We start from the raw sequence: 25,331 nt of genomic DNA, 5'->3' as shown, positions 1-25,331 counted from the left end.
ATAATAGATTGAATCGAATAGATTGAATTGGAAATGAAGGTAGGTGAAATCGTGGGCAAAATTATTGCAATTGCTAACCAAAAAGGTGGAGTTGGAAAAACGACAACTTCTGTTAATTTAGGTGCTTGTTTAGCGTACATAGGCAAGAAGGTTTTATTGGTTGATATAGACCCTCAAGGAAATGCAACGAGTGGAGCGGGACTTGATAAAGCAGATGTTGATCAATGTATTTATGATGTTCTTGTTGATGATGAGGAAGCCAAAAATGTCATAAAGCCAACAGCAGTTGAAAATCTTTATGTCATTCCGGCAACCATTCAATTGGCTGGAGCAGAAATTGAACTTGTCCCAACGATATCTAGAGAAGTTCGTTTAAAACGGGCTTTAGAAGAAATTAAAAATGATTATGACTTTATTATTATAGATTGCCCTCCATCGCTAGGCTTATTAACTCTTAATGCCCTCACAGCTTCAGATTCAGTGATGATTCCGGTGCAATGTGAATATTACGCGCTTGAAGGACTTAGTCAGCTATTGAATACGGTAAGACTTGTGCAAAAGCATTTAAACCAAGAATTACGTATTGAAGGCGTCTTATTAACCATGTTAGATGCTCGAACGAACTTAGGAATTCAGGTAATTGAAGAGGTAAAGAAATACTTTCAGGATAAGGTTTATAAGACGGTTATTCCACGAAATATTCGTCTCAGTGAAGCTCCAAGTCATGGGGAACCCATTATTATTTACGATCCTAAATCAAGAGGGGCAGAAGTATATTTAGATTTAGCGAAGGAAGTGGTTGTTAATGGCTAAAGGCTTGGGAAAAGGGTTAGATGCTTTTTTTACTAATATGGATGTTGGAAAGGAAGAAATTGTCCAAGACGTGAAAATTAAAGAGCTTCGACCAAATCCATATCAACCACGAAAGTTTTTTGAAAAAGAAGCAATTGAGGAATTAAAACAATCCATTATGGAACATGGAATTCTCCAACCCATCATTGTACGAAAGAGCATTAAAGGCTATGAAATAGTGGTCGGGGAAAGAAGATTCCGCGCTGCAAAGGAAGCTAAATTAGCCACAGTCCCAGTGGTTGTTCGCGATATGTCTGAACACCAAATGATGGAATTGGCTGTCTTAGAAAATCTTCAACGCGAGGATTTAAATCCGATAGAAGAAGCGGGAGCTTATCAGCTTTTAATGGAAAAGCTGAATGTTACTCAGGAAGAGTTAGCTAAACGACTTGGGAAAAGCAGACCTCATATTGCCAATCATATTCGTTTGTTAACCTTACCGGCTAATATCCAAGAATTGATATCTAGCGGAAAAATTACGATGGGACATGGCCGTGCATTATTAGGTTTGAAGAAAAAAGATAAACTGTCCTCTCTAGTTGACAAAATCATGAAGGAAAATCTTAATGTACGCCAATTAGAATATTTAATTCAACAAATTAATAATCATGTTTCACGTGAAACAAAAGAGCCAAGGCAAGAAAAAGATGTTTTTCTAAAAGAGCAGGAATCTTTCCTTCGAGAGCGTTTTGGAACGACTGTCCATATTAAACAATCTAAAAATAAAGGGAAAATAGAAATTGAATTTTTTTCAAAAGATGATTTAGAACGGATCCTCGAATTATTCGATCGTCAGTCGTCATAAGCCTCCTTCAGTAGGATGGCTTATTTTTTTATCATAAAGTGAAACTTCCATCAGTGGGGGTTTTCGACGCACAGGACGTGCTAGTGCAGACGTTGCGACAGGACGTCGCGCTTTTAGTCTGCCATTCATCCCCCACTGATGGTTAGTCACGCAGAGCCTGATTGATTTTTCTAAGGGCTGAAGCCCAAAGAAAAATCTTATTTCACTTATCACGCTCATAACGCCACGTCCTGTGGCTTCGCCTGACTAGGACCTCCTGTCCGTTAAGAGTGGGATAAAACGAAAACCTTAGCTCTATTAAATTGAAGAATTTCATGCTACATTAGTTATTAAATGTTTGGTTTGTTGTAAAAATAGCGAAGTGCACAACTATTTGATTATACGAAATGGAAATTCAGGTGAAAAGAAATGGCATTATTAGGTACCATCGTTAATGGTTTATTAATCGTAATCGGAACACTTTTAGGAAAATTGATGCATCGTATTCCGGAAAGTATAAAAGGAACGGTGATGCATGCTATTGGACTTGCTGTTATGGTTTTAGGTCTTCAAATGGGATTCAAAAGTGATAATTTTTTAATTGTCATCCTAAGCCTAGTGTTTGGAGCGGTTATTGGGGAAATATTAGCGTTAGAAGATCAATTGAACAAATTTGGCGATTGGTTAGAAGAGAGAATTGGTTCGACAGGAGAGGGAAGTATATCCCAAGGATTTGTGACAGCGACTCTTATTTTTGTCATTGGGGCAATGGCGATTATTGGTGCTTTAGATAGTGGGATAAGGGGAGACCATGATGTCCTTTATACAAAGGCAATCATCGATGGATTTACAGCTCTAATCTTAACCACTACACTTGGAATAGGTGTTATTTTTTCTGCTATTCCTGTAGTCATGTATGAAGGACTTATAGCGGTTTTTGCTACACAAATTTATCATATTATTCCAAAGGAATTAATGGATCAATTCATCATTGAAATGACAGCAACTGGAGGAGTTATGATTTTTGCGATAGGGTTAAATTTAATAGGATTGACGAAAATTCGTGTTGCTAATCTCCTGCCAGGGATTGTTGTAACTGCCGTTATTGTTACGATCTTGTATTACTTTAAGATGTAATGAAAGAGCACAATAGAAGAAGGAAGAGATAAGAAAAGGCAAATTTGCCCCTTTTACGCAATATCAAGAGAAGAATTAGCCTTTTTTTAGGTTTATGTGATTTTTTCTTGGTCCCAATCAACATTTAGATTGGACCAGCCCATTTGTGGTTTATATAGTAAATTGGCCTTATAAATTCCATTTGCAATCGTCTTAGCCATATTAAATACTAAATTGAGTCTTGTATTTTGAAGGACAAAAAACTCCATAAAGCCACTGACATTCACAATTCCAGTTATATGAAGATGTCCAACTGACGGGAGTTCTTTATTCACTCCAGCTCCTGGTTTCACAGGGCCTTCACCTAGCTGAATATGCCCAACACTTTTCAATCTTCCAAGACAGGCATCAATGCCGATAATAAATGGATTAAAGTGCTTCTGCATGATTTCACTTAATTTATCTTCTAAGTTTACGGCATGGATGGGGTCATTCAATGTCCCATAAATATGAAAGGTGGAAATGGATTTATCCTCTAGTAAGGTACCTATGAGTGGACCTAATGAATCTCCAGTGGAGCGGTCGGTTCCTATACATACAATGACAATAGGTCTTGAATGAATGCCATTTGGAAGCAATGTCAAAAGTTCGTTTGCTAGTTTACTTGATGCACCACGGTCCTCATGGTTGAACCTAGTTTCACCCGTATTATTTTTTAAATCAAAGAAATTAGGTTTTAAATTCATTCATTCCACTCCCTTGCCATAGTAGTAACAGTATACGGAAATATTGCCAAAACTATACATTCATTTTTCAATTAAAAGAGTAAATAATGGTGAGGAGCTTCTTTTTAGCGAAAATGGTTGTTTTTTACTAAGAGAAAGCGAATCAGGAAACTTCAAAGAAGTCCGTTTTCTTGCTAAAATAGAGTGGAATTACTAGAAAGAAGGTGAGTGAATGAGCCATACTGAAAAGTTAATATCGATGGTTACGAAGAAGTTGACAAGTGAGGCTTTTTGGACCGATATAGGGATTGGGGCTTTAAAGATTTTAGCTATTTATATTGCTACAAAAATTATTATAAAACTAGGAAAAATGGTGATTGACAATATCTTTCGCGTTCGATCTCATTCACCTTTGCGAATATCGGAGCGAAGAGAAGCAACTTTAATGAAGTTATTAAAAAGCATTCTAACTTATGGTGTGTATTTTATCGCCTTAGTGATGATTTTGTCTGTTTTTGGTATTGATGTTAAAGCCCTGCTTGCAGGTGCAGGGATTGTTGGACTTGCTGTTGGGTTTGGTGCTCAAAGCTTGGTGAAGGATATTATTACAGGATTTTTTATTATTTTTGAGGATCAATTTTCAGTAGGTGATTATATTCGCATTGGAAACTTTGAAGGGGTCGTTGAAGGAATTGGCTTAAAAACGACAAAGGTGAAAAGTTGGACGGGAGAGCTTCATATTATCCCTAATGGAAATATAACGGAAATAACCAACTTTTCTTTGAATAATAGTTTAGCCATTGTGGATGTGAGTGTAACTTATGAAGGAAATTTCATCCAAGTGGAGAATGTCCTTAAGGAAATGCTGCTTGGACTTGAGGATAAATATGAAGAGATTGTTTCACCTCCAGAGCTATTAGGGATTCAAAGCTTTGGCCAATCAGAAATTGTACTCAGAATCATAGCAGAAACTTTGCCAATGCAGCATATGTATATTGCCAGAATGCTAAGGAAGGAAGTTAAACTTTGCCTAGATGCTCACGGAATTGAAATTCCACTTCCACGACTTGTTATGTATTCACGTAATGAGAAAGAAAAAGAAGCAATGAATAATTATTAATATTCATTTGGAGGGATCACCTTTGGAGGAGAAGGAATTTGGCTTAAATGACATTGTTGAGATGAAAAAGCAGCATCCATGTGGCACAAATCGCTGGAAGATCATCCGTATGGGGATGGATATTCGTTTAAAGTGTGAAGGATGCAATCATAGCGTATTAATTCCCCGTAAAGAATTCGCACGGAAAATGAAGAAAATATTAGTGAAGCATGAAGAATAACTTCTGCTTCTTTTTTCTTAAGAAAACGATTAAAAAATTGAGTTGCCAACGTGGGAGTGAGGTTGTTGGGGAAAATATATCAAACTGCTTGCCCATTAAATTGCTGGGATAGCTGTGGCTTTCGAGTAGAGGTAGAGGATGGTAAGGTTGTTAAGGTAGATGGAGACCAGGCACACCCGATAACAAAGGGGAAAATTTGTGGGCGAGGAAGATTGCTTGCAGACAGAACGAATTCCTCTGAACGGCTTCTATATCCATTAAAGAAAATAAATGGCTATTTTCAGCCCATTTCATGGGACCAAGCGTTAAATGAAATTGCAAGTAAATTGCAGGAATATAAGCATGAATATGGGACGGCCTCGGTTTTACATAGTCATGATTATGCCAATAGCGGATTATTAAAAAATCTTGACCAACGCTTTTTTAGTTGTTATGGAGGCGTTACAGAAGTAACGGGATCCCTATGTTGGGGTTCAGGGATTGAGGCGCAAAGCTGGGATTTTGGAGATGCTTACAGTCATGCCCCTGAAGACATCTTAAATAGTAAAAATATTGTCATTTGGGGAAGAAATGTTGCAAGAACAAATATGCATTTATTTCAATATCTCCAACATGCGAAAAAAAATGGAACCAAGATTTTTGTCATTGATCCGATATTTAATGCAACTGCCAAAATCGCTAATCAGCATATTTCAGTGAAACCAGGTATGGATGGTTTATTGGCTGCCGGTATTATGAAGGAAGTTTTAAGGCTGAAGTTAGAGGATACGGAGTTTATTGAAAATCATTCGATTGGATTTCATGATTTACAATTATTATTAGATTCTGTTTCCATTGACTATTTAAGTGAGGTAACAGAGGTTCCTGTTGAAGTCATGACAGAGTTAGCGTATCTATATTCGGATCGTCCAACATCAACCATGATGGGTCTAGGGATGCAGCGATATCATAATGGGGGAAATACAATTAGGCTGATTGACGCGCTAGTGGCCATTACTGGGAATGTCGGAATCAAAGGCGGCGGTGCGAATTATGCGAATAAACAAGTAGGTCAAAGCTTTGATATTGATGCACTAACACTGCCAAAACGGAAACAAACAGAAAGATATTTTACCATGATGAAACAGGCAAATGGAATAGTAACGGCTAAAGATCCTGAAATAAAAATGGTCATTGTCACTTGTGGAAATCCATTAACCCAGGTCCCGGATACGAATGAAATCAAACAAGCTTTTCAGGCAGTTGAAACAGTTGTTGTTATCGATCAATATATGACGGATACTGCTAAACTAGCAGACTTTATTTTGCCCACTACGACTGTATTCGAAGAGGAAGATATTTATTATTCATCAATGTACCATCATTATGTAAATTATGGTCCTAAATTAGTGGAGGCACCAGGTGAAGCAAAATCAGATTTATGGATTTGGACAGAGCTGGCCAAGAGACTTGGTTTTGAAAAAGATTTTGATTTTACAAGAGAACAGTGGATCAATATGGGGCTGCAAACTTTACAAAATCAGGGAGTTTCCTATAACAGTCTAAAAGATCATAAACATCTTGAATTACCTGTTGAGCCTATTCCTTGGAAGAATCACAGGTTCCGTACACCTAGTGGAAAATATGAGTTCACGTCAAAAGCAGCAAAAGAAAAAGGATATGAAGATCTCATACAGCTTACGTTGCCAAAAGAGTCAAAATGGTCAAATCCGGAGCTTTCCCAACGATTCCCTTATGCCCTTTTAACCATCCATCCGATGCGGTCTAATCATTCGCAGCATTATCCATTATTTGATAAGGAACCAAAGGTGAAAATTGAAATTGCTAGTGATATAGCTGAGAAATTACAGCTTCAGAATGATGATTATGCAAGAGTTTGGAATGACCGTGGAGAAATGAAGGGATATATTCATGTCTTGCCGCAAATTCATCCGGGCACCATTAATATCGATGAAGGAATTTGGGAGAAATTTGGGGGAACAGTTAACCAATTAACTTCTAGCAGAGAATCGGATAATAAACGAGGAAGTACATTGTATGATTGCTTAGTAAATATTGAAAAAGTAGGATAATGCGAAAAAGCTGCTTATTGCCGGCAGCTTTTTCAGTGGAATCATTAAGGAAAACTCGTGTAGGGTCTACTTGTTATTTTTTATGCAAATCTCTATAATTGTGAGAGGCTTGAAAACTTTAAGATCCAATTCAAATATTTTGAAATAGATATTTTTTAAATGGGGAGTGATTAGAATGGCTTTAACAGCAGGAATCGTAGGCTTGCCGAATGTGGGCAAATCTACTTTATTTAATGCCATTACGCAAGCGGGAGCAGAATCTGCCAACTATCCTTTTTGTACGATTGATCCAAACGTTGGAGTGGTAGAAGTACCTGATGAGCGTTTACAAAAATTAACAGAATTAGTTCAACCAAAGAAAACTGTTCCAACGACATTCGAATTTACAGATATCGCCGGAATTGTAAAAGGTGCAAGCAAGGGTGAAGGATTAGGGAATAAGTTTTTATCCCATATTCGTGAAGTGGACGCTATTTGCCAAGTAGTCCGTTGTTTTGAGGATGAAAATATTACGCATGTTGCCGGTAAGGTTGATCCAATTGATGATATTGAAACCATTAATTTAGAGTTAATTTTAGCGGATTTGGAATCTGTCGAAAAACGTATTGGCCGTGTAGAAAAATTAGCAAAACAAAAAGACAAAGATGCTATGCTTGAACTGGAAGTCTTAGAAAAACTAAAAGCTGCATTTGAAGCAGACAAGTCAGCACGTACAGTGGAATTCACAGATGAACAAATGAAATTGGTTAAAGTACTGCATCTTTTAACGATTAAGCCTGTTTTATATGTAGCGAATGTAGGAGAAGATGATGTCACCGATCCTTCAGGAAATAAATATGTTCAGTTGGTAAAGGAATTTGCCGAAAAAGACCATGCAGAAGTGATTGTGGTTTGCGCTAAGATTGAATCTGAGATTGCTGAGTTAGAAGGGGAAGAAAAGCAAATGTTCCTTGAAGAACTTGGAATTTTCGAATCCGGATTGGACCAATTGATTCGTGCCTCTTATGATTTATTAGGACTCGCAACGTATTTTACTGCGGGTGTACAAGAGGTCCGTGCATGGACCTTTATAAAAGGAATGAAGGCTCCACAATGTGCAGGGATTATTCACTCTGACTTTGAAAGAGGATTTATTCGTGCAGAAACAGTTTCTTATGAAGATTTATTAGCAGGAGGTTCCATGGCTGCTGCAAGAGAAGCAGGTAAGGTCCGCTTAGAGGGGAAAGATTATGAGGTAAAAGACGGAGATATTATGCATTTTCGTTTCAATGTTTAATCAAGTTTGTTCTAAAGATGATTCTTGCTTTTAATTTTTATCTATGCTATAATTTCAACCTGTGAGTAATGAACAATTGCTCCTTGCCCTTTATGGGCCGTTAGACCAAAAGGAGGTGAACGTGATGAGAGCGTACGAAATTATGTACATCATCCGCCCAAATATTGAAGATGAGGCTAAAAAAGCATTAGTTGAGCGTTTCAACGCCATCTTAACTGATAATGGTGCGGAATTAAATGAAGCAAAAGAATGGGGAAAACGCCGTCTTGCTTATGAAATCAATGATTTCCGTGATGGTTACTACCAACTTGTAAAAGTGAATGCTGAACCAACAGCGGTAGAAGAATTCTCTCGTTTAGCAAAAATCAGCGAAGATATCATTCGCCACATCGTTATTAAAGAAGAAGATTAATAACATTGATAGATTGAAACCTTCTAAATGATGTTTCACGTGAAACAATATTAGAAGAAAGGAGTTGGTTCTGATGATGAATCGTGTTGTTCTTGTTGGTCGTTTAACAAAAGACCCAGAACTTAGATATACACCAAGTGGAGTAGCTGTAGCTTCATTTACTCTTGCTGTCAATCGTACATTTACGAATCAGCAGGGAGAAAGAGAAGCAGATTTTATTAACTGTGTAATTTGGAGACGTCCAGCGGAGAATGTTGCAAACTTCTTGAAAAAAGGCAGTCTTGCAGGCGTTGATGGCCGCATTCAAACACGTAGTTATGAAGGACAAGATGGGAAACGCGTTTATGTGACAGAAGTTGTGGCTGAGAGTGTGCAATTCCTTGAGCCAAAGAATGCTTCTAGTGGCAATGGTGGAAACTTTGGAGGTTCTAGACCACAGGATGTTCCATATGGAAACAACAATCAGAATCAACACCAACCAAATAGAAATAATCAGGGGTATACCCGTGTTGATGAAGATCCATTTGCAAATGACGGTCAAATCGATATTTCAGATGATGATCTTCCATTCTAACATAATAACAGTCGTTTAATTATAAAACTAAATTATTGAAGGAGGGAAATTGAAATGGCAGGAGGACGCAGAGGAGGACGTGCAAAACGTCGTAAAGTTTGCTACTTTACAGCGAACGGCATCACTCATATTGATTATAAAGATGTAGATCTTCTTAAAAAATTCATCTCTGAACGCGGTAAGATTTTACCTCGTCGTGTAACTGGAACAAGCGCAAAATACCAACGTAAATTAACGATTGCTATCAAACGCGCTCGTCAAATGGCTTTATTACCATATGTTTCAGGTGAATAATGAAGGTAAAAAAGACATCAATTCGGTTGATGTCTTTTTTTATGTCCATATTCTCTTTAAAAGGATGGAGCATCCGTCCATTTTTTTTATCATGAGGTGGAATATCCCTAATTATGCCTAATATGCTTACAAAAGTTGAACATACTGGTATTAATAGATAAAATAGGTTTTAAGAGAGGTGACATAATGAAAAATGTAAATAGGCTGACCTATGGAGCCATCCTATTGGCTATCTTTGCGATTATTCTTTTAATTACCCTTTATATACCGGTAATTGGTATTATCATGAACTTATTTTTACCACTTCCTTTTATTATGTTTGCTGGTAAAAATGATATTAAAAGTTCTCTTGTCTTTTTTATTGCCTCCATTTTTATATCATTAATTGTTGGTACACTTTTTGCTATTCCTTTAACCTTAGCTTACGGTATGACAGGATTGATAATGGGAATTTTAATAAGAGAAGGGAAAAGTAGATTTAATGTCTTTATTATAGGTACCCTTGTCTTTTTATTAAATTTAGTTGGTTCTTATATTTTTTCAATTGTTTTCTTTGAGGTAAATATTATTAAAGATTCAATAGATTTACTACGTGAATCCTTACAAAGCTCGCAGAAACTGTTAAGCTCATTAGGGCAGGATACAAGTGACACGATGATGAAGCAATTTGAGAATGCTTTTTCGATGTTAGAAACGCTTGTTCCGAGTATTTTTGTTATCTCTTCAATCGTAATGGTTTTTATTATTGAATTGGTAAATACCCCGATTGCCAAAAGGTTTGGCATCAAAATCAAAAATTGGGATCCATTCCGTAATATCTTTTTGCCAAGAAGCATCATTTGGTATTATCTTTTACTGCTTTTGCTCTCTATTTTCTTAAAACCTGAAACAGGAAGCTTCTTGTATAGCGCATTAATTAATATTGGATTTATTTTGCAATTTTTACTATTAATTCAAGGTCTTTCCTTTATTTATTACTTTAGCTATATTAAGAATTTTTCTAAGGCTGTACCCGTTATTGTCACAATTACTCTGTTCTTTATTCCAATTGTTCTTTATATTGTAAGGATATTAGGTATAATTGATTTAGGATTTGATTTAAGAAAAAGATTGGGTAAGAAAGATTCATAATCAATTCACTACTGTTTGGGAGCTGAAAATATGCCTTCGTATTTAGAAAAAAGGTCCATTCTAGGTCCAATCTATGGATTGATGACCGTAACAGTGGTGCTCCTTGGAATTATAGCCTATTTTAATTGGATATTAAGCATCATTGGATTAATAATTGTCGTTCCCATTTTTTATTACATACTTTCAATTGATTCCAAAAAGAGAAAAGAAACGGAAGAGTATATTTCTACCTTATCCCACAGGATAAAAAGGGTGGGGGAAGAAGCATTAATGGAAATGCCTATTGGGATTATGCTAATCAATGATGACTTTTTTATTGAGTGGACAAATCCCTATCTATCGTCATGCTTTAATGAAGAGAGCTTAGTGGGTAAGTCTTTGTATGACATTGCTGAAGCGATTGTTCCAATCATAAAGCAAGAGGTGGAGTCTGAGGTTATTAATTTGTTTGATCGAAAGTTTAAAGTGGAACATCGAAAAAAAGAACGGTTGCTGTATTTTTTTGATGTCACTGAACAAACAAAAATTGAAAAGCTTTATCAAGAAGAGCGAACGGTCATTTCGATTATTTTCTTAGATAATTATGATGAATTGACACAAGGTATGGATGACCAAACGAGAAGTAGCATAAATAGTCTTGTTACCTCATTATTAAACTCCTGGGCCCAAAATAACGGGGTCTTTCTTAAAAGAGTATCTTCTGAGCGGTTCATTGCTGTCTACAATGAGCAGATCTTAAAGGAATTGGAAAGTGCCAAGTTTGCAATTTTGGATGAGGTTCGTGAAACAACTTCAAAACAAAATGTTCCATTGACCCTAAGTATTGGGGTGGGAACTGGGGTATCATCCTTACCTGAGCTGGGACTATTAGCACAGTCCAGTTTAGATTTAGCTTTAGGTAGAGGTGGAGACCAAGCTGCCATAAAGCTTTCTAATGGGAAGGTAAAGTTTTATGGTGGAAAAACCAATCCTGTTGAAAAAAGAACGAGAGTCCGGGCACGTGTCATTTCCCATGCTTTGAAGGATATTGTGAAAGAGAGCGGAAAAGTTATAATTATGGGGCATAAGAATCCGGATATGGATGCTATTGGCGCCTCGATTGGAATATTGAAGGTAGCTCAAATGAATCACAGGGAGGGCTATATCGTTGTCAATTTACAAGAAATTGATACCGGCGTAAAAAGATTAATGGGGGAAATTCGAAAAAATGAAGATTTATTTTCTCGATTTATTTCACCAGAAGAGGCGTTGGAAATTGCAACAGAGGATACCTTGCTTGTGATTGTTGATACGCATAAGCCATCCCTCGTGATTGAAGAAAGGCTATTAAATCGAATTGAAAAGGTCGTTGTCATCGATCATCATCGCCGTGGAGACGATTTTATTAAAAATCCTTTGCTGGTTTATATGGAGCCTTATGCATCCTCAACAGCGGAACTAGTAACAGAATTACTAGAGTATCAGCCTAAAAATGCGAAAATTGAAATGCTTGAGGCTACGGCGCTTTTAGCAGGTATTATTGTCGATACGAAGAGCTTCACATTACGGACAGGTGCGCGAACATTTGATGCTGCATCTTACCTTCGTTCACAAGGGGCAGATACCATTCTTGTACAGAAATTTTTAAAAGAAGATTTTGATACGTATTTAAAACGTGCAAAAATCATTGAAACAGTATATTTTTATCATGATGGGATTGCGATTGCAAAGGCTAGTCCTAATCAATTTTCCAATCAGGTATTAATTGCCCAAACCGCAGATACGCTGCTGACAATGGATGGAGTGGGAGCTTCGTTTGTTATCTCAGCTCGTACAGAAAATATGGTTGGAATCAGTGCAAGGTCCTTAGGTGAAATTAATGTTCAAATTATTATGGAATCCTTAGGTGGTGGCGGCCACTTATCTAATGCGGCAACTCAGCTGATGGATTTAACTGTTGATGAAGCAGAAACTTGGCTGAAAAAAGCAATAGATGATTATTTGGAAGGGAGAAAAAAAGAATGAAAGTCATTTTTCTAAAAGATGTAAAAGGTAAAGGAAAAAAAGGAGACATTAAAAATGTCGCAGATGGCTACGCACAAAATTTCCTTCTAAAACAAGGATTAGCCATTGAAGCGAATTCTTCAAATATCAGCTCTTTAAATGCACAAAAGAAAAAGGAAGAAAATTTAGCTGCAGAGGAATTAGCAGACGCCAAGAAATTAAAAGAAGAGTTAGAAAAAATTACTGTTGAATTATCAGCAAAGGCTGGTGAAGGTGGACGTTTATTCGGCTCCATTACTAGTAAACAAATTGCCGAAGCACTTCAAAAAAAACATGGCATTAAAATAGATAAGCGAAAGATTGAGCTAGAGGATGCCATTCGTGCATTAGGCTATACAAAGGTTCCTGTTAAGCTTTATACGGAAGTAAGTGCTACTTTAAATGTTCATGTGAAGGAAGTAAACTAAAAAATTTGGAAGTACCATTTTGACAATTCCATGTTACAATAAAATAGTTAACAAAATGTGATCGGTCTTAACTGGTCACATTTTTTCTAGTTGGTAGGAAAGTTTTATTTTTAATGACATTAAACTAATTATGAATGAAATTTTATAGATTAATTGTTTAGATTTGCTAGAGTTATTTTCTTGTTGATAACAAAGGGAGGTAATTCCATAATGAGTGAATTGTTAGCGGATCGTCTTCCTCCTCAAAATATTGAGGCTGAACAAGCGGTATTAGGTGCGATATTTTTAGATCCTACCGCACTGACACTTGCTTCAGAGATTTTGATTCCTGAAGATTTTTATCGAGCTCAGCATCAAAAGATTTTTCATTATATGCTAAAACTGAATGATGAAGGAAAAGCCGTCGATTTAATAACAGTTACAGCTGAATTGGCATCAGCAAACCTTCTTGAGGATACAGGCGGTGTGAGCTATTTAAGTGAGCTAGCGGGGGCGGTTCCAACTGCAGCCAATGTAGAGCATTATGCCAAGATTGTAGAAGAAAAGTCATTGCTGCGCCGACTGATTCGAACAGCAACCGGAATCGCTCAGGATGGCTATACTCGTGAAGATGAAGTCGATGTTTTATTAAGCGAAGCAGAGAAAAGTATTTTAGAGGTTTCTCAACGGAAAAATGCGGGTGCTTTTCACAATATTAAGGATGTTCTTGTTCGAACATATGATAATATTGAAATCATGCATAATCGCAAAGGTGATATTACTGGAATTGCCACAGGTTTCTTTGAATTAGATAAAATGACAGCCGGATTCCAACGTAATGATTTAATTATTGTGGGTGCCCGTCCATCCGTCGGTAAAACAGCCTTTGCCTTAAATATTGCTCAAAATGTGGCAACGAAAACAGGGGAAAATGTTGCAATCTTTAGTTTAGAGATGGGTGCTGAACAATTAGTTATGCGTATGCTCTGTGCGGAAGGAAACATCGATGCACAACGACTACGGACAGGAAGCCTTACAGATGAAGATTGGGGAAAACTAACGATGGCGATGGGAAGTTTATCGAACGCTGGTATTTTTATTGATGATACCCCTGGTATCCGAGTGAGTGATATTCGTTCTAAATGCCGCCGCTTAAAGCAAGAGCACGGGCTAGGGATGATCCTAATCGATTATTTACAGCTGGTACTCGGTAGTGGACGTTCAGGCGAAAACCGACAACAAGAGGTATCGGAAATTTCCCGTTCTTTGAAGGCGCTAGCCCGTGAATTAGAGGTACCAGTCATCGCCTTATCACAGCTTTCTCGTGGAGTAGAGCAAAGACAGGATAAGAGACCGATGATGTCTGATATTCGTGAATCCGGAAGTATTGAGCAGGATGCGGACATTGTTGCCTTCTTATACCGTGACGATTATTATGACAAGGAATCTGAGAATAAAAACATCATCGAAATCATTATAGCTAAACAGCGGAATGGTCCAACTGGAACTGTGCAATTAGCTTTTGTCAAAGAATATAATAAGTTCGTCAATCTAGAGAGACGTTTCGATGATGCAGGACTTCCACCAGGAGCTTAGGTTTAAAACGAATAATTATGGATAAAAGGACAATCCTAAACAAGGGATTGTCCTTTTTAAATGGTAAAATTCGAATTTTCAAATAAAGATAATTTATTCGATGAAACGTGATTATTAACGGAAAATCAGGCTGTTTTCCGAATAAACTACGAACATATTAAATTATTTTTATAAAAAATGTTCGTGTTTTCATTGACTTCTCCCTTTTTCTATTGGTAAACTTAATATGTTTGAGAAATCTATTTATTTAATCTTGCAATGCATACCTTTGGAGGTGCTTTTGTACATGTCGTCAGTAGTAGTTGTTGGATCCCAATGGGGAGATGAAGGGAAAGGAAAAATTACCGATTTTTTATCTGAAAATGCAGAGGTGATTGCTCGTTACCAAGGGGGTAACAATGCTGGACATACGATCCGTTTTAATGGGGAAACTTACAAATTACATTTAATTCCATCTGGAATCTTTTATAAAGAAAAAATCTGCGTCGTAGGCAATGGGATGGTGGTTGATCCCAAAGCGTTAGTTGCAGAACTTGCTTATTTAAAGGAAAAAGGCGTAACAGCAGAGAATTTACGTATTAGTAATCGTGCTCATGTTATTCTTCCTTATCATTTAAAATTAGATGAAGTAGAAGAAGAGAGAAAGGGCGCCAACAAAATTGGGACAACGAAAAAAGGAATTGGACCTGCTTACATGGATAAAGCAGCTCGTATCGGAATTAGAATGGCAGATCTTTTGGATCGGGAAGTATTTGAAGAGAAGCTGAATCGAAATCTAGAAGAAAAGAATCGCCTCTTAGAGCGTATTTATGAAACAGATGGATTCAAGGTAGAAGATATTCTTGATGAATATTATGAATATGGACAACAAATTAAAAAATATGTTGTGGACACATCTGTTGTCTTAAATGATGCATTAGATGAAGGTCGAAGAGTTTTATTTGAGGGTGCTCAAGGTGTTATGCTTGATATCGACCAAGGAACATACCCATTTGTTACCTCTTCTAATCCGGTAGCAGGCGGAGTAACCATTGGTTCAGGCGTAGGTCCGACCAAGATTAAACATGTTGTCGGTGTTTGCAAGGCTTATACGTCTCGTGTTGGAGATGGCCCATTCCCAACGGAACTGCTTGATGAAATTGGTAATCAAATTCGTGAGGTAGGAAGGGAATATGGAACAACGACGGGACGTGCTCGCCGCATTGGCTGGTTTGATAGTGTTGTAGTGCGTCATGCCCGCCGTGTAAGTGGTATTACGGATTTATCATTAAATTCTATCGATGTCTTGACAGGAATTGAAACTGTAAAAATTTGTGTCGCTTATCGTTATAAAGATCAAATTATTGAAGAGTTCCCTGCAAGCTTAAAGGTTTTAGATGAATGTGAACCAGTCTATGAAGAAATGCCAGGCTGGACAGAGGATATTACAGGTTGTAAATCATTAGATGAACTACCAGCTAATGCAAGACATTATGTTGAACGTGTTTCTCAATTAACAGGTGTTCCACTTTCAATTTTCTCAGTGGGACCAGATCGTACACAAACAAATGTTGTTCGCAGTCCTTGGAGACAAATGTAATAATTGAATTTCATATTTGTAAGAAGGTTCTCTTTTAAGGGAGCCTTCTTTTTTTGTAACAGGAATGAAAAATTAATAACAGTTACTGGGAGATTGATTGCGATTAAGTAATTTTCAGGGAACTTTAAAAAATCAATTCTACCAAGGGTTTTGAATAACGATAATTGAAAGCGCTACCAATAAAATGTCATATTTCGACATAAAATGTCAGTTTTTATACATTTATGTTACATTATGAAAACTCATCTTTTTTTAAAATAAAATTATGATAAATTAGAGAAGTGTGAAAAAGTTAACAATCATTTCATAATTAGCTCATTTCGTTCGTATAGGAGGTTTGTCATGGCTTTTTTGAAGAATAGACTCACTATACACCCAGATTACGCAGCTACTAAATTAAAATCTACCATCATAAAAACTGCATTAGCAGCTCTCACAATCACAACGCTCTCCTTTGGTGGAGGAGCATTATCCGCTTATGCAACCAATAGCGATATTACAACAGTCTATTATGTATATTTTAACAATGAATATATTGGTACCGTTTCCGATAAACATGTAGTGGATGAAATCATCCGCGAAAAGATTAATCAAGAAAAGCAAGTTTTTGAAAACTATGATTTATCTGTTGGCAATCAATTAGTATTTGTCCCGGAGCAGGTTTACCATTCTGAATCAGGGATTAATGATAATCGAGTCGTGGAAGAACTAGAGAATCATTTAAAGGTTCAGGCTGACGCGACAGCCTTATTGGTTGATGGGCATCCCGTAGCTTATGTGGAAAATCAAAAGATTGCAGAAGATGTTTTAGAAAAGCTTAAGCTAGAATATCTCTCTCCAAAGCAGCTTAAAGTTGTCGAACAAAGGATAGAGCGTCCTGAAGAAAAGCTTCCACCATTAAAGTCAAATAAAACTAGAATACTAGATATTCATTTTTCTCAAGATGTAACAATCGGAAAAGGAAAAATAGAACCAGAAAAAATTCTTTCCCTTCATGAGGCTATTCAATTTTTAGAAAAGGGCACTTTGGAGGAGAAAAAATACGAGGTAAAAGAGGGAGATGTGCTTAGTTCGATTTCCAGTGACCATCATATGGATCTAGAGAAGCTATTGTCGTTAAACAAAGGCCTGAAAGAAGACTCTGTCTTAAATATCGGTGATAAAATCAATGTTACCGTGACAAAACCGTTTGTCACAGTAGTTGTTGATAAGGAAATGAATACAAATGAGAAGATGAAATATAAAACAGCGATTGTCGAAAATTCCTCGATGTATAAAGGGGATAAAACGATTAAACAAGCAGGGAAAAACGGAAAACGTTCCGTTACCTATATTATTTCCGAGGAAAATGGGAAGAATGTAAAAAAAGAAGTTATTCAGGAAAAAGTTATTATAGAACCCGTTAAGCGGATTATTATCAAGGGGACAAAGGTGATTCCGTCAAGGGGAGATGGATCGTTTAGCTGGCCGACCAGTGGTGGGTATATCTCAAGCCCAATGGGATATCGATGGGGCAAATTACATAAAGGAATTGATATTGCAAGACCTAGTAATCTTACCATCACAGCTGCTGATAATGGAGTTGTTGTATCTGCTGGCTGGGATGATGGTGGTTATGGAAATAAGATTATTATCGATCACCAAAATGGATATCGAACCGTTTATGGACATCTTGATTCCATTTCTGTTCACGTAGGTCAAACTGTACCAAAAGGAACAAAGATTGGAATCATGGGATCTACAGGGGATTCAACGGGAACCCATTTACATTTTGAAGTCTACAAAAATGGAAGCCTAAAAAATCCTGTAGATTATTTACATTAATAATAAGATAAGATGATACGAAAATAAAAAAACTTGCTCATTTAGCGAGTTTTTTTGTCTATTGAAAATATAGAATTTAGATACTAAAAAAGTACTATAAATTATAAAATGTTAGCGTCCAAGGAATAATCTGCTTATTGTAAATAGATGAATTCCGTCCTATAAAATGTTAAAGTTAATAGTGATATGATAAAAAACAGGGCGATAAAATAAGTAGAAAATATTCTTTAAACAAACTTGGATATTTTAACATGATGCATAGATAGATCAATAAATTTTTCGAAATGCCAGGCATTCACATTTAAAATAAGGAGGAAAACAATGAAAAAGAAGATTTTGGTGGTTGATGATGAAAAGCCAATTGCTGATATATTGCAATTTAACTTAACAAAAGAAGGCTTTGAAGTTTATTGCGCTTATGATGGAAATGAAGCATTAGAAATGGTTGATGAAATTAAACCAGAATTAATCTTATTGGACATTATGCTTCCTCAAAGAGATGGGATGGAAGTGTGTCGAGAAGTCAGAAAGAAATATGAAATGCCAATCATTATGTTAACAGCAAAGGATTCCGAAATTGATAAGGTATTAGGTCTTGAGCTTGGGGCTGATGATTATGTCACAAAACCATTTAGCACAAGGGAAATCATCGCACGAGTTAAGGCTAATTTAAGACGGCATCAGCAAACTCCTGCGCAAGCAGAAGAGGAAGAAAGCAATGAGATTACTATTGGATCGCTTGTGATTCATCCTGATGCTTATATTGTGTCCAAACGGGGAGAAAAAATAGAACTAACTCATCGTGAATTTGAACTTCTACATTATTTAGCCCGTCATATTGGACAAGTGATGACAAGAGAGCATCTTCTTCAAACCGTTTGGGGTTATGATTATTACGGAGATGTAAGAACGGTCGATGTTACCGTACGTCGCCTTAGAGAAAAGGTAGAGGATAACCCAAGCCATCCTACATGGATTGTAACAAGAAGAGGGGTCGGCTATTATTTACGAAATCCTGAACAGGAGTAATTATTTCCTATGAGAAATGTTGGATTTTTCCGCTCAATTCACGTTAAATTAGTCATGATTTACATGCTTTTAATTTTATTAGCGATGCAGATTATTGGGGTCTACTTTGTGAGACAATTAGAATCAAGTCTATTAACCAATTTTCAAACGAACATGAAAGAAAGAATTGCTTATATTACTTATTTATTGGAAGAAGAAATGACGAAAGATAGAACGGATGCTGATGAAACTCCGACTCTTGAAGAAAGTGTAAAGGATATCCTCGCTGATTTTCGTGCGTCCGATATTTCTGAAGTAATGGTTATTGAAGGGGACTCTCTAAAAATCTTGGGAACATCCGATCCAGATAATCAGGGGATTGTTGGACAGAAGACAACAAATACCTTAATTCGACGGGCTTTCGTAACCTCAAAGGATGTTCCCATTGTGGTCATTGATTCACCAACGCGACAGCGCGTATGGGTTTCCGCAACTCCCATTAAGTCAAATGGGGATGTTATTGGAGTTGTTTATGTTAAGGCGAAAATAGAGAATGTCTATTCGCAAATGGAAGGGATTAATAAGATTTTTATTACAGGAACCTTAATTGCTCTATCAATTACTGCGGTATTAGGAATTTTATTAGCTCAGACGATTACAAAGCCAATATCAGATATGAGAAGACAAGCATTGGCGATGACAAAAGGAAACTTCTCACGCAAGGTTAAGGTCTATGGTTATGATGAAATTGGCCAGCTGGCGATGACCTTTAATAATTTAACGAAAAAGCTGCAAGAGGCACAGGCAACAACAGAAGGGGAAAGAAGGAAATTATCGTCGGTACTCTCCTATATGACCGATGGCGTTATTGCAACGGACAGAAAAGGGAGAGTCATTCTGATTAATGAACCTGCGCTAAAATTATTAGATGTTTCACGTGAAACAGTGCTTTCTACTCCGATTGTTTCTTTACTCGGAATTGAGGAGGAGTATACCTTTGAGGACTTGTTAATTGAGCAGGAATCAGTGATTTTAAATTATAGTACTCCTACAGACCCTTATATATTACGCGCCAATTTTTCTGTTATCCAAAAAGAAACAGGGTTTGTCAATGGCTTGATTACTGTTCTTCATGATATTACGGAGTCGGAAAAAATCGATATGGAGAGAAGAGAATTTGTTGCGAATGTATCTCATGAGCTACGAACTCCATTGACAACATTAAGAAGTTATATTGAAGCCCTATCAGATGGAGCCTGGAAGGATGAAGAAATTGCTCCGCATTTTCTTCATGTTGCTCAAAACGAGACGGAGCGTATGATTCGACTTGTCAATGAGCTTCTTCAATTATCGAAAATGGATAGTCGTGATTATAAGTTCAGAAAAGAAATGGTTAATTTCGTCGATTTCTTCAGTCGGATTATTGACCGTTTTGAGCTAACAAAAGAGAAAAATATTACTTTTCAGCGGAAATTGCCTAATCAAGCATTATTTATTGAAATAGATGAGGATAAACTTACTCAAGTAATTGATAATATTATTTCTAATGCCCTTAAATACTCACCTGAGGGCGGGATGATTAAATTTGGTATTCAGGAAAAGGATCATACAATCATTGTCAGCATCGCCGATCAGGGCGTGGGAATTCCAAAGTCAAATATTAAGCGAATTTTTGAAAGATTTTATCGTGTTGATAAGGCAAGATCAAGAAAGCTCGGTGGAACAGGACTTGGCTTAGCCATTGCAAAAGAGATGGTAGAGGCACATGGTGGCAGCATATGGGCAAGTAGTGTCGAAGGGAAAGGGACGACCATATCGTTTAGCCTTCCATATGTAAAAACGGAAGAGGATGATTGGGAATGAGTTATGAAAAAATTAAATCGGTCATCTTAGCCATCTTAGTTATATTAAGCGGTACGCTAACCTGGAGTCTTTGGACCTATCAACCGAATTATGAGACAATCGAAAATGGTGAAACTGTTAAAGAGGTATCACTGAGTGAGAAAAGAGATGCCAAAAAAATTATTAAGGCAGACCGTATTTTTTACCACCATGAAAATGGACTTGTTGGAACGATAAACCCTGCTGAGATTGATCGAACCTTTAAGGAGCTAAGTAGATGGACGTTCAGTGATTTTGAGGATGAGTCATCCAAAATAAAAAATATTCCGAGCTTTGTCCAACGGGTGGGCATGGCAGAGATCATTTTTCCAAGTCATATTCCCTTTAATCTTTACAAGAATTTTTTAGATATAAAAGGGAAGGATCCTGATTTTCATTTTGATCGTATTGTCATTGATGTGAAGAATATGAAAAAAGAAGAGGGTTTTGTCTACTTTATTGATTATCAAAATCAAAAGGTGGAAAGAAGCAGGGTTAATTCTTCTTTTATCAATGTATTTAAAAATAATTATTATAAACCCAGTCTTTCCAGTAAGAAGTTTAATTCCTATACTTCCGCTAAGCTGACTAAAAAACAAAATATCTATATTAGAGAAACAGAAAGTACCTATCCGACACGCAGTTATTTAATTGAAGAGTTATCATCTAATAAGTTTAAAAATGCTTTATTTAATAATCCAAGTTTTGTACAAAAAAACTATATCTTAACAGGTGAGGAATACACGGATGGCTTGACCTTGATGAGAGTCAATGTGGACAAGCATATCATTTCTTACCTAGATCCTGCTGCTGAAGAGGACTATACGATCAATAAAGAAGATTTATTGCAGCAAAGTATTGATTTTGTCAATAATCATGGAGGTTGGACTGACAATTTCCGTTATGCTGAAATGGATGAATCCACTCAAACGGTATTATTTCGCTTATATGAAAATAATGGATTGCCTGTTTTTAGTGATGAAGGAATGTCGGAAATTCTCCAAGTATGGGGACAAAATAATATTTATAAATATGTTAGAAATAATTTCACATTAGATTTAGTGACCGACCAAACGGATAAAACGCTTTTATCCGGAAATGAAGTGTTAGAGCAATTAAAGAAAGAGAAGGGATTCAAACCTGAACTATTAACAGATTTAGTCATTGGGTATACGATGTCGAATGATTCCCAGAACTTGCTTCTAAAGCTAGAACCGTTTTGGTACTACCATTACGACAACAAATGGATTCAAGTGAAAGATCAAAATCAGGGAGGAATCAAACATGGATTGGAGTAAGATAAAGACCATATTCATCATTTCCTTTCTGATTCTCGATTTTTATCTCATATATGAATTTCTCAATATTCGTAATGCCAGCCAGTACGAATTATTAGCGGAAACATCCATCGATAAACAATTAAAAACGGATGGTATTGAATATGTTGAACTGCCAACAGAAGATATAAAGGATAATTATTTAAGTGCCATTCCCAAATCTTTTAAAAGTGAAGAGCTCAAATGGTATGGAAATCCGAAGCTAAGCAATCAATCCATTATTTTTGCCAATAAATCCTATTTGTTGGAATCCGTATTGAAAAAACCTCTTAAGCTAGGAAAAGGCTACGAAATGTCTAGGCTTAATAACTTTATCAATAATCATGTGATTTACGGCGAACAGTATCGTTTTTGGGAAATCAATAAGGAAGCAAAAACCATTACCTACTATCAACAATACAAGGAAAAAAGTTTCTTTAAGAATATCTATGGAGAGCTCACCTTTTATTTAAATGACCGAAATGAAGTGATTTCCTATAAGCAGACATTACTTGAAAATATTAAAGAATTAAAAGAAAAAGAGAAAATCTTAAAGCCAATCGAAGCAATCGAAACTCTTTATGAAAAAGGGTTGATTCCACCGAATAGCAATATTTCTAATGTTGAGCTGGGCTATTATACACTTGTGCACCTTACGTCATCACAAGTGCTGACACCTGCCTGGAGAGTGGTGATTAATGGGGAACAAAATCTCTTTGTTAATGCCTTTGAAGGTCAGTTGATTCAACTAAACAACGAAGATAAAAAAATTGTGGAGTGAGTGATATGTCAATGCATTTTAGTGTACTCGCAAGCGGGAGTACGGGAAATGCGATTTATGTGGAAACAGAGGATCATTCCCTTCTAGTGGATGCCGGTTTGAGTGGAAAGCAAATGGATGCATTATTCGCAAAAATTGGCCGTAAAATGGAAAATCTCTCTGGATTATTAGTGACACATGAACACACTGATCATATTAAAGGAATCGGTGTCGTTGCCCGTAAATATAAATTACCGATTTATGCAAATGAGAAAACATGGCATGCCATGGAGGGCTTAATCGGCGAAGTCCCAACGGATCAAAAGTTTATTTTTGAAATGGAAAGTGTAAAATCCTTTGGTTCACTCGAGATAGAGTCCTTTGGTGTCTCTCATGATGCAGCTGAACCAATGTTCTATTGTTTCCATCATCAGGGGAAAAAGCTTGTTGTCATTACAGATACTGGATATGTGAGTGATCGGATGAAAGGAACGATCAAAAACGCCAATACGTATGTATTTGAAAGTAACCATGATGTGCAGATGCTTCGGATGGGACGCTATCCATGGAATATTAAGCGGCGAATATTAAGCGACGTCGGTCATGTTTCGAATGAAGATGCAGCGATTGCGATGAGTGATGTGATTGGGGATGAAACGAAGCGTATTTATTTGGCTCATTTAAGTTTAGATAATAATATGAAGGATCTGGCCCGAATGGCTGTATCGCAAACCTTAGAAGGCTGTGGCATCATTGTCGGAGAACAGTTTGAACTGTATGACACGGATGCTAAAATTCCCACCCCTTTAACAGCTGTTTAAATTTTATTAAAGACAGTTAATAGTGAAATATTAACAAATTAAGACCAAAGTATGAAGAAAGATGTAAGATTCTTATCATGATGTGTTTTTAGTTAGAATATTTTCCAATACAGATTATAATAAGGATAACAAGGAAAAATAACTCCTAGCGAATCGTTCAAGTTGAAAGGATAGATAGAGTATGGGTTATTATGACCAAGATTATCAAGACCAAAATAGAAAGAAAAAGGGAAATCGCGGCGGTTATTTTTTTGCAAGTCTGGTAGGGGTTATTATCGGCGCCCTAATTGTGCTGTTTGCTATTCCAAAGCTTGCGGAAAATAATTTGCTTCCTTATTCCATTCAGCCAGACGATAGTACACAAAATGAAGCTACTCAAAATACGAATGATAATGGCACAAAGAATAGCACCAATGTATCTGTCAATGTAGATACCGATGTTACAAAGGCTGTGAATAAGGCTAATGATGCAGTAGTTGGCATAACCAATTTGCAATCGTCCGGCTTTTGGGCAGACGATGAGAATCAAGAGGCTGGATCAGGATCGGGTGTTATTTATAAAAAAGCAGGCAATAAGGCATACGTTGTTACCAATAATCACGTTGTTGAAGGGGCAAGTGAGCTGGAAGTCACCTTATCGGATGGTACAAAGGCTTCTGCCAAGTTATTGGGTAGTGATATTTGGACAGATTTAGCCGTGCTTGAAATAAACGCAAAATCCGTGAAAAAGGTTGCCGAATTTGGCGACTCAGATACCCTAAAGTTAGGGGAGCCGGTTATCGCTATTGGCAATCCATTAGGCCAAGCCTTCTCAGGATCCGTTACTCAGGGGATTGTCTCCGGGTTAAATCGAGCTGTTCCGGTTGATATTAATTCAGATGGATCTGAAGATTGGCAATCAGAGGTTATCCAAACAGATGCCGCCATTAATCCAGGAAATAGTGGTGGGGCGCTCATCAATTTAACTGGCCAAGTCATCGGTATCAATTCTATGAAAATTGCTCAAGAAGAAGTAGAAGGAATCGGATTTTCAATTCCAATTAATTCTGCAATTCCAGTTATCAATGATCTTGAAAAGAAGGGGAAAGTTGATCGACCATTCATGGGCTTAGAATTACAATCCGTCAATGAAATTCCAGCCTACTATCAACAAGAGGCCTTAAAATTACCAAGTAAAGTGAAGGATGGAGTCGCCATTAAGAGTGTTACTCCTAATTCCCCAGCCGATAAAGCCGGATTGAAAGAGCTTGATGTTATTGTTGAGTTAGATGGTCAAAAAGTCAGTGACGTCGTTGCTTTAAGAAAGCATTTATATACTGAAAAGAAAATCGGTGATACCATGAAGGTAAAATACTACCGAGATGGAAAATTAAAAGAAACGACGATGAAGCTAGGAAAAGAATCACTATAATTCTATATGTGGATAAAAAGACAGGGAGGCAAAAAATGCTTTCCTGTCTTTTTTTGTTTAGAAATCCACAATGTGCATAAAATTATTTTATGATACGATAGGGGATGTGGATAAGTAATGAATGAAGCAA

At 36.8% G+C, this 25,331-nt stretch carries 23 protein-coding genes; 22 read left to right on the top strand and 1 reads right to left on the bottom strand.

Going from position 1 to position 25,331, the window contains the following annotated elements; translation table 11 throughout:
• Window positions 1-51 precede the first annotated feature (51 nt).
• From ACE38V_RS06670 to ACE38V_RS06660, 3 genes are all read left to right on the top strand, one after another.
• Window positions 52-813, top strand: a complete 762-nt coding sequence (locus ACE38V_RS06670) for a ParA family protein (RefSeq protein WP_375840423.1) — start codon at window positions 52-54, stop codon at window positions 811-813.
• On the top strand, window positions 806-1,657 hold the full coding sequence (locus ACE38V_RS06665) for a ParB/RepB/Spo0J family partition protein (RefSeq protein ID WP_375840422.1): 852 nt from the start codon (window positions 806-808) through the stop codon (window positions 1,655-1,657). The genes ACE38V_RS06670 and ACE38V_RS06665 overlap by 8 nt, the downstream gene beginning before the upstream one ends.
• A gap of 408 nt (window positions 1,658-2,065) precedes the next feature.
• Window positions 2,066-2,773, top strand: coding sequence for a DUF554 domain-containing protein (locus ACE38V_RS06660; protein ID WP_375840421.1), 708 nt, complete (start codon window positions 2,066-2,068; stop codon window positions 2,771-2,773).
• A 92-nt stretch (window positions 2,774-2,865) separates the two neighbouring features.
• Here ACE38V_RS06660 and yyaC read toward each other — a convergent pair whose 3' ends face one another.
• A complete protein-coding gene (gene yyaC, locus ACE38V_RS06655) occupies window positions 2,866-3,498 on the bottom strand; it encodes a spore protease YyaC (RefSeq protein ID WP_375840420.1) in 633 nt (210 codons plus the stop codon).
• A gap of 211 nt (window positions 3,499-3,709) precedes the next feature.
• On the opposite strand from yyaC, the gene ACE38V_RS06650 reads away from it, so the two are divergent.
• The 19 genes from ACE38V_RS06650 (at window position 3,710) to ACE38V_RS06560 (ending at window position 25,201) form a co-directional block, all read left to right on the top strand.
• On the top strand, window positions 3,710-4,597 hold the full coding sequence (locus tag ACE38V_RS06650) for a mechanosensitive ion channel family protein (protein ID WP_375840419.1): 888 nt from the start codon (window positions 3,710-3,712) through the stop codon (window positions 4,595-4,597).
• Window positions 4,598-4,619: 22 nt separating this feature from the next.
• Window positions 4,620-4,817, top strand: a complete 198-nt coding sequence (locus ACE38V_RS06645) for a DUF951 domain-containing protein (protein ID WP_375840418.1) — start codon at window positions 4,620-4,622, stop codon at window positions 4,815-4,817.
• A 65-nt stretch (window positions 4,818-4,882) separates the two neighbouring features.
• A complete protein-coding gene (locus ACE38V_RS06640) occupies window positions 4,883-6,889 on the top strand; it encodes a molybdopterin-dependent oxidoreductase (protein WP_375840417.1) in 2,007 nt (668 codons plus the stop codon).
• Window positions 6,890-7,064: 175 nt separating this feature from the next.
• The gene (gene ychF / locus ACE38V_RS06635) at window positions 7,065-8,165 is read left to right on the top strand and encodes a redox-regulated ATPase YchF (protein WP_375840416.1); all 1,101 of its coding nucleotides are present in this window, start codon (window positions 7,065-7,067) and stop codon (window positions 8,163-8,165) included.
• A gap of 124 nt (window positions 8,166-8,289) precedes the next feature.
• Window positions 8,290-8,577, top strand: a complete 288-nt coding sequence (gene rpsF, locus ACE38V_RS06630; RefSeq protein WP_375840415.1) for a 30S ribosomal protein S6 — start codon at window positions 8,290-8,292, stop codon at window positions 8,575-8,577.
• Window positions 8,578-8,650: 73 nt separating this feature from the next.
• Window positions 8,651-9,151 (top strand): single-stranded DNA-binding protein, encoded by a 501-nt coding sequence (gene ssb, locus ACE38V_RS06625; protein ID WP_375840414.1) that lies wholly within the window; start codon window positions 8,651-8,653, stop codon window positions 9,149-9,151.
• 54 nt (window positions 9,152-9,205) lie between these two features.
• A complete protein-coding gene (gene rpsR / locus ACE38V_RS06620; RefSeq protein ID WP_075983350.1) occupies window positions 9,206-9,445 on the top strand; it encodes a 30S ribosomal protein S18 in 240 nt (79 codons plus the stop codon).
• A 186-nt stretch (window positions 9,446-9,631) separates the two neighbouring features.
• A complete protein-coding gene (locus ACE38V_RS06615; protein ID WP_375840413.1) occupies window positions 9,632-10,576 on the top strand; it encodes a YybS family protein in 945 nt (314 codons plus the stop codon).
• 30 nt (window positions 10,577-10,606) lie between these two features.
• On the top strand, window positions 10,607-12,580 hold the full coding sequence (locus tag ACE38V_RS06610) for a DHH family phosphoesterase (RefSeq protein ID WP_375840412.1): 1,974 nt from the start codon (window positions 10,607-10,609) through the stop codon (window positions 12,578-12,580).
• On the top strand, window positions 12,577-13,026 hold the full coding sequence (gene rplI / locus ACE38V_RS06605; protein ID WP_375840411.1) for a 50S ribosomal protein L9: 450 nt from the start codon (window positions 12,577-12,579) through the stop codon (window positions 13,024-13,026). Before ACE38V_RS06610 ends, rplI begins: the two co-directional genes overlap by 4 nt.
• A gap of 210 nt (window positions 13,027-13,236) precedes the next feature.
• Entirely contained in the window at window positions 13,237-14,601 is a 1,365-nt protein-coding gene (dnaB, locus tag ACE38V_RS06600; protein ID WP_375840410.1) for a replicative DNA helicase, read from the top strand.
• 286 nt (window positions 14,602-14,887) lie between these two features.
• On the top strand, window positions 14,888-16,180 hold the full coding sequence (locus ACE38V_RS06595) for an adenylosuccinate synthase (protein ID WP_375840409.1): 1,293 nt from the start codon (window positions 14,888-14,890) through the stop codon (window positions 16,178-16,180).
• Between the two features lie 342 nt (window positions 16,181-16,522).
• Window positions 16,523-18,004: a peptidoglycan DD-metalloendopeptidase family protein gene (locus ACE38V_RS06590; RefSeq protein WP_375840408.1), complete on the top strand. Its 1,482-nt coding sequence runs from the start codon at window positions 16,523-16,525 to the stop codon at window positions 18,002-18,004.
• 321 nt (window positions 18,005-18,325) lie between these two features.
• On the top strand, window positions 18,326-19,033 hold the full coding sequence (gene yycF, locus ACE38V_RS06585) for a response regulator YycF (protein ID WP_375840407.1): 708 nt from the start codon (window positions 18,326-18,328) through the stop codon (window positions 19,031-19,033).
• Between the two features lie 9 nt (window positions 19,034-19,042).
• Entirely contained in the window at window positions 19,043-20,875 is a 1,833-nt protein-coding gene (walK, locus tag ACE38V_RS06580) for a cell wall metabolism sensor histidine kinase WalK (protein ID WP_375840406.1), read from the top strand.
• A complete protein-coding gene (locus tag ACE38V_RS06575; protein WP_375840405.1) occupies window positions 20,872-22,191 on the top strand; it encodes a YycH family regulatory protein in 1,320 nt (439 codons plus the stop codon). Before walK ends, ACE38V_RS06575 begins: the two co-directional genes overlap by 4 nt.
• Complete coding sequence (locus ACE38V_RS06570; protein ID WP_375840404.1) at window positions 22,178-22,990, top strand: two-component system regulatory protein YycI; 813 nt, start codon at window positions 22,178-22,180, stop codon at window positions 22,988-22,990. Before ACE38V_RS06575 ends, ACE38V_RS06570 begins: the two co-directional genes overlap by 14 nt.
• Window positions 22,991-22,995: 5 nt before the next feature.
• The gene (locus ACE38V_RS06565) at window positions 22,996-23,790 is read left to right on the top strand and encodes an MBL fold metallo-hydrolase (protein WP_375840403.1); all 795 of its coding nucleotides are present in this window, start codon (window positions 22,996-22,998) and stop codon (window positions 23,788-23,790) included.
• A gap of 181 nt (window positions 23,791-23,971) precedes the next feature.
• Window positions 23,972-25,201, top strand: a complete 1,230-nt coding sequence (locus ACE38V_RS06560; protein ID WP_375840402.1) for a S1C family serine protease — start codon at window positions 23,972-23,974, stop codon at window positions 25,199-25,201.
• Window positions 25,202-25,331: the final 130 nt, after the last annotated feature.

The organism is Cytobacillus sp. Hz8 (assembly GCF_042263505.1).
Taxonomy (GTDB): Bacteria; Bacillota; Bacilli; order Bacillales; family Cytobacillaceae; genus Bacillus_BE.
The sequence above is the reverse complement of the archived record's forward strand: the minus strand, read 5'-3'. Positions and strand labels throughout refer to the sequence as shown.

What these genes read in the sequence shown, in the direction of transcription:
- ACE38V_RS06665 (WP_375840422.1), top strand. Translation starts at nt 806, where the DNA reads ATGGCTAAAGGCTTGGGAAAAGGGTTAGATGCTTTTTTTACTAATATG.
- ACE38V_RS06660 (WP_375840421.1), top strand. Translation starts at nt 2,066, where the DNA reads ATGGCATTATTAGGTACCATCGTTAATGGTTTATTAATCGTAATCGGA.
- yyaC (WP_375840420.1), bottom strand. Translation starts at nt 3,498, where the DNA reads ATGAATTTAAAACCTAATTTCTTTGATTTAAAAAATAATACGGGTGAA.
- ACE38V_RS06650 (WP_375840419.1), top strand. Translation starts at nt 3,710, where the DNA reads ATGAGCCATACTGAAAAGTTAATATCGATGGTTACGAAGAAGTTGACA.
- ychF (WP_375840416.1), top strand. Translation starts at nt 7,065, where the DNA reads ATGGCTTTAACAGCAGGAATCGTAGGCTTGCCGAATGTGGGCAAATCT.
- rpsF (WP_375840415.1), top strand. Translation starts at nt 8,290, where the DNA reads ATGAGAGCGTACGAAATTATGTACATCATCCGCCCAAATATTGAAGAT.
- ssb (WP_375840414.1), top strand. Translation starts at nt 8,651, where the DNA reads ATGATGAATCGTGTTGTTCTTGTTGGTCGTTTAACAAAAGACCCAGAA.
- rpsR (WP_075983350.1), top strand. Translation starts at nt 9,206, where the DNA reads ATGGCAGGAGGACGCAGAGGAGGACGTGCAAAACGTCGTAAAGTTTGC.
- ACE38V_RS06615 (WP_375840413.1), top strand. Translation starts at nt 9,632, where the DNA reads ATGAAAAATGTAAATAGGCTGACCTATGGAGCCATCCTATTGGCTATC.
- ACE38V_RS06610 (WP_375840412.1), top strand. Translation starts at nt 10,607, where the DNA reads ATGCCTTCGTATTTAGAAAAAAGGTCCATTCTAGGTCCAATCTATGGA.
- rplI (WP_375840411.1), top strand. Translation starts at nt 12,577, where the DNA reads ATGAAAGTCATTTTTCTAAAAGATGTAAAAGGTAAAGGAAAAAAAGGA.
- dnaB (WP_375840410.1), top strand. Translation starts at nt 13,237, where the DNA reads ATGAGTGAATTGTTAGCGGATCGTCTTCCTCCTCAAAATATTGAGGCT.
- ACE38V_RS06595 (WP_375840409.1), top strand. Translation starts at nt 14,888, where the DNA reads ATGTCGTCAGTAGTAGTTGTTGGATCCCAATGGGGAGATGAAGGGAAA.
- ACE38V_RS06590 (WP_375840408.1), top strand. Translation starts at nt 16,523, where the DNA reads ATGGCTTTTTTGAAGAATAGACTCACTATACACCCAGATTACGCAGCT.
- yycF (WP_375840407.1), top strand. Translation starts at nt 18,326, where the DNA reads ATGAAAAAGAAGATTTTGGTGGTTGATGATGAAAAGCCAATTGCTGAT.
- walK (WP_375840406.1), top strand. Translation starts at nt 19,043, where the DNA reads ATGAGAAATGTTGGATTTTTCCGCTCAATTCACGTTAAATTAGTCATG.
- ACE38V_RS06575 (WP_375840405.1), top strand. Translation starts at nt 20,872, where the DNA reads ATGAGTTATGAAAAAATTAAATCGGTCATCTTAGCCATCTTAGTTATA.
- ACE38V_RS06570 (WP_375840404.1), top strand. Translation starts at nt 22,178, where the DNA reads ATGGATTGGAGTAAGATAAAGACCATATTCATCATTTCCTTTCTGATT.
- ACE38V_RS06565 (WP_375840403.1), top strand. Translation starts at nt 22,996, where the DNA reads ATGTCAATGCATTTTAGTGTACTCGCAAGCGGGAGTACGGGAAATGCG.
- ACE38V_RS06560 (WP_375840402.1), top strand. Translation starts at nt 23,972, where the DNA reads ATGGGTTATTATGACCAAGATTATCAAGACCAAAATAGAAAGAAAAAG.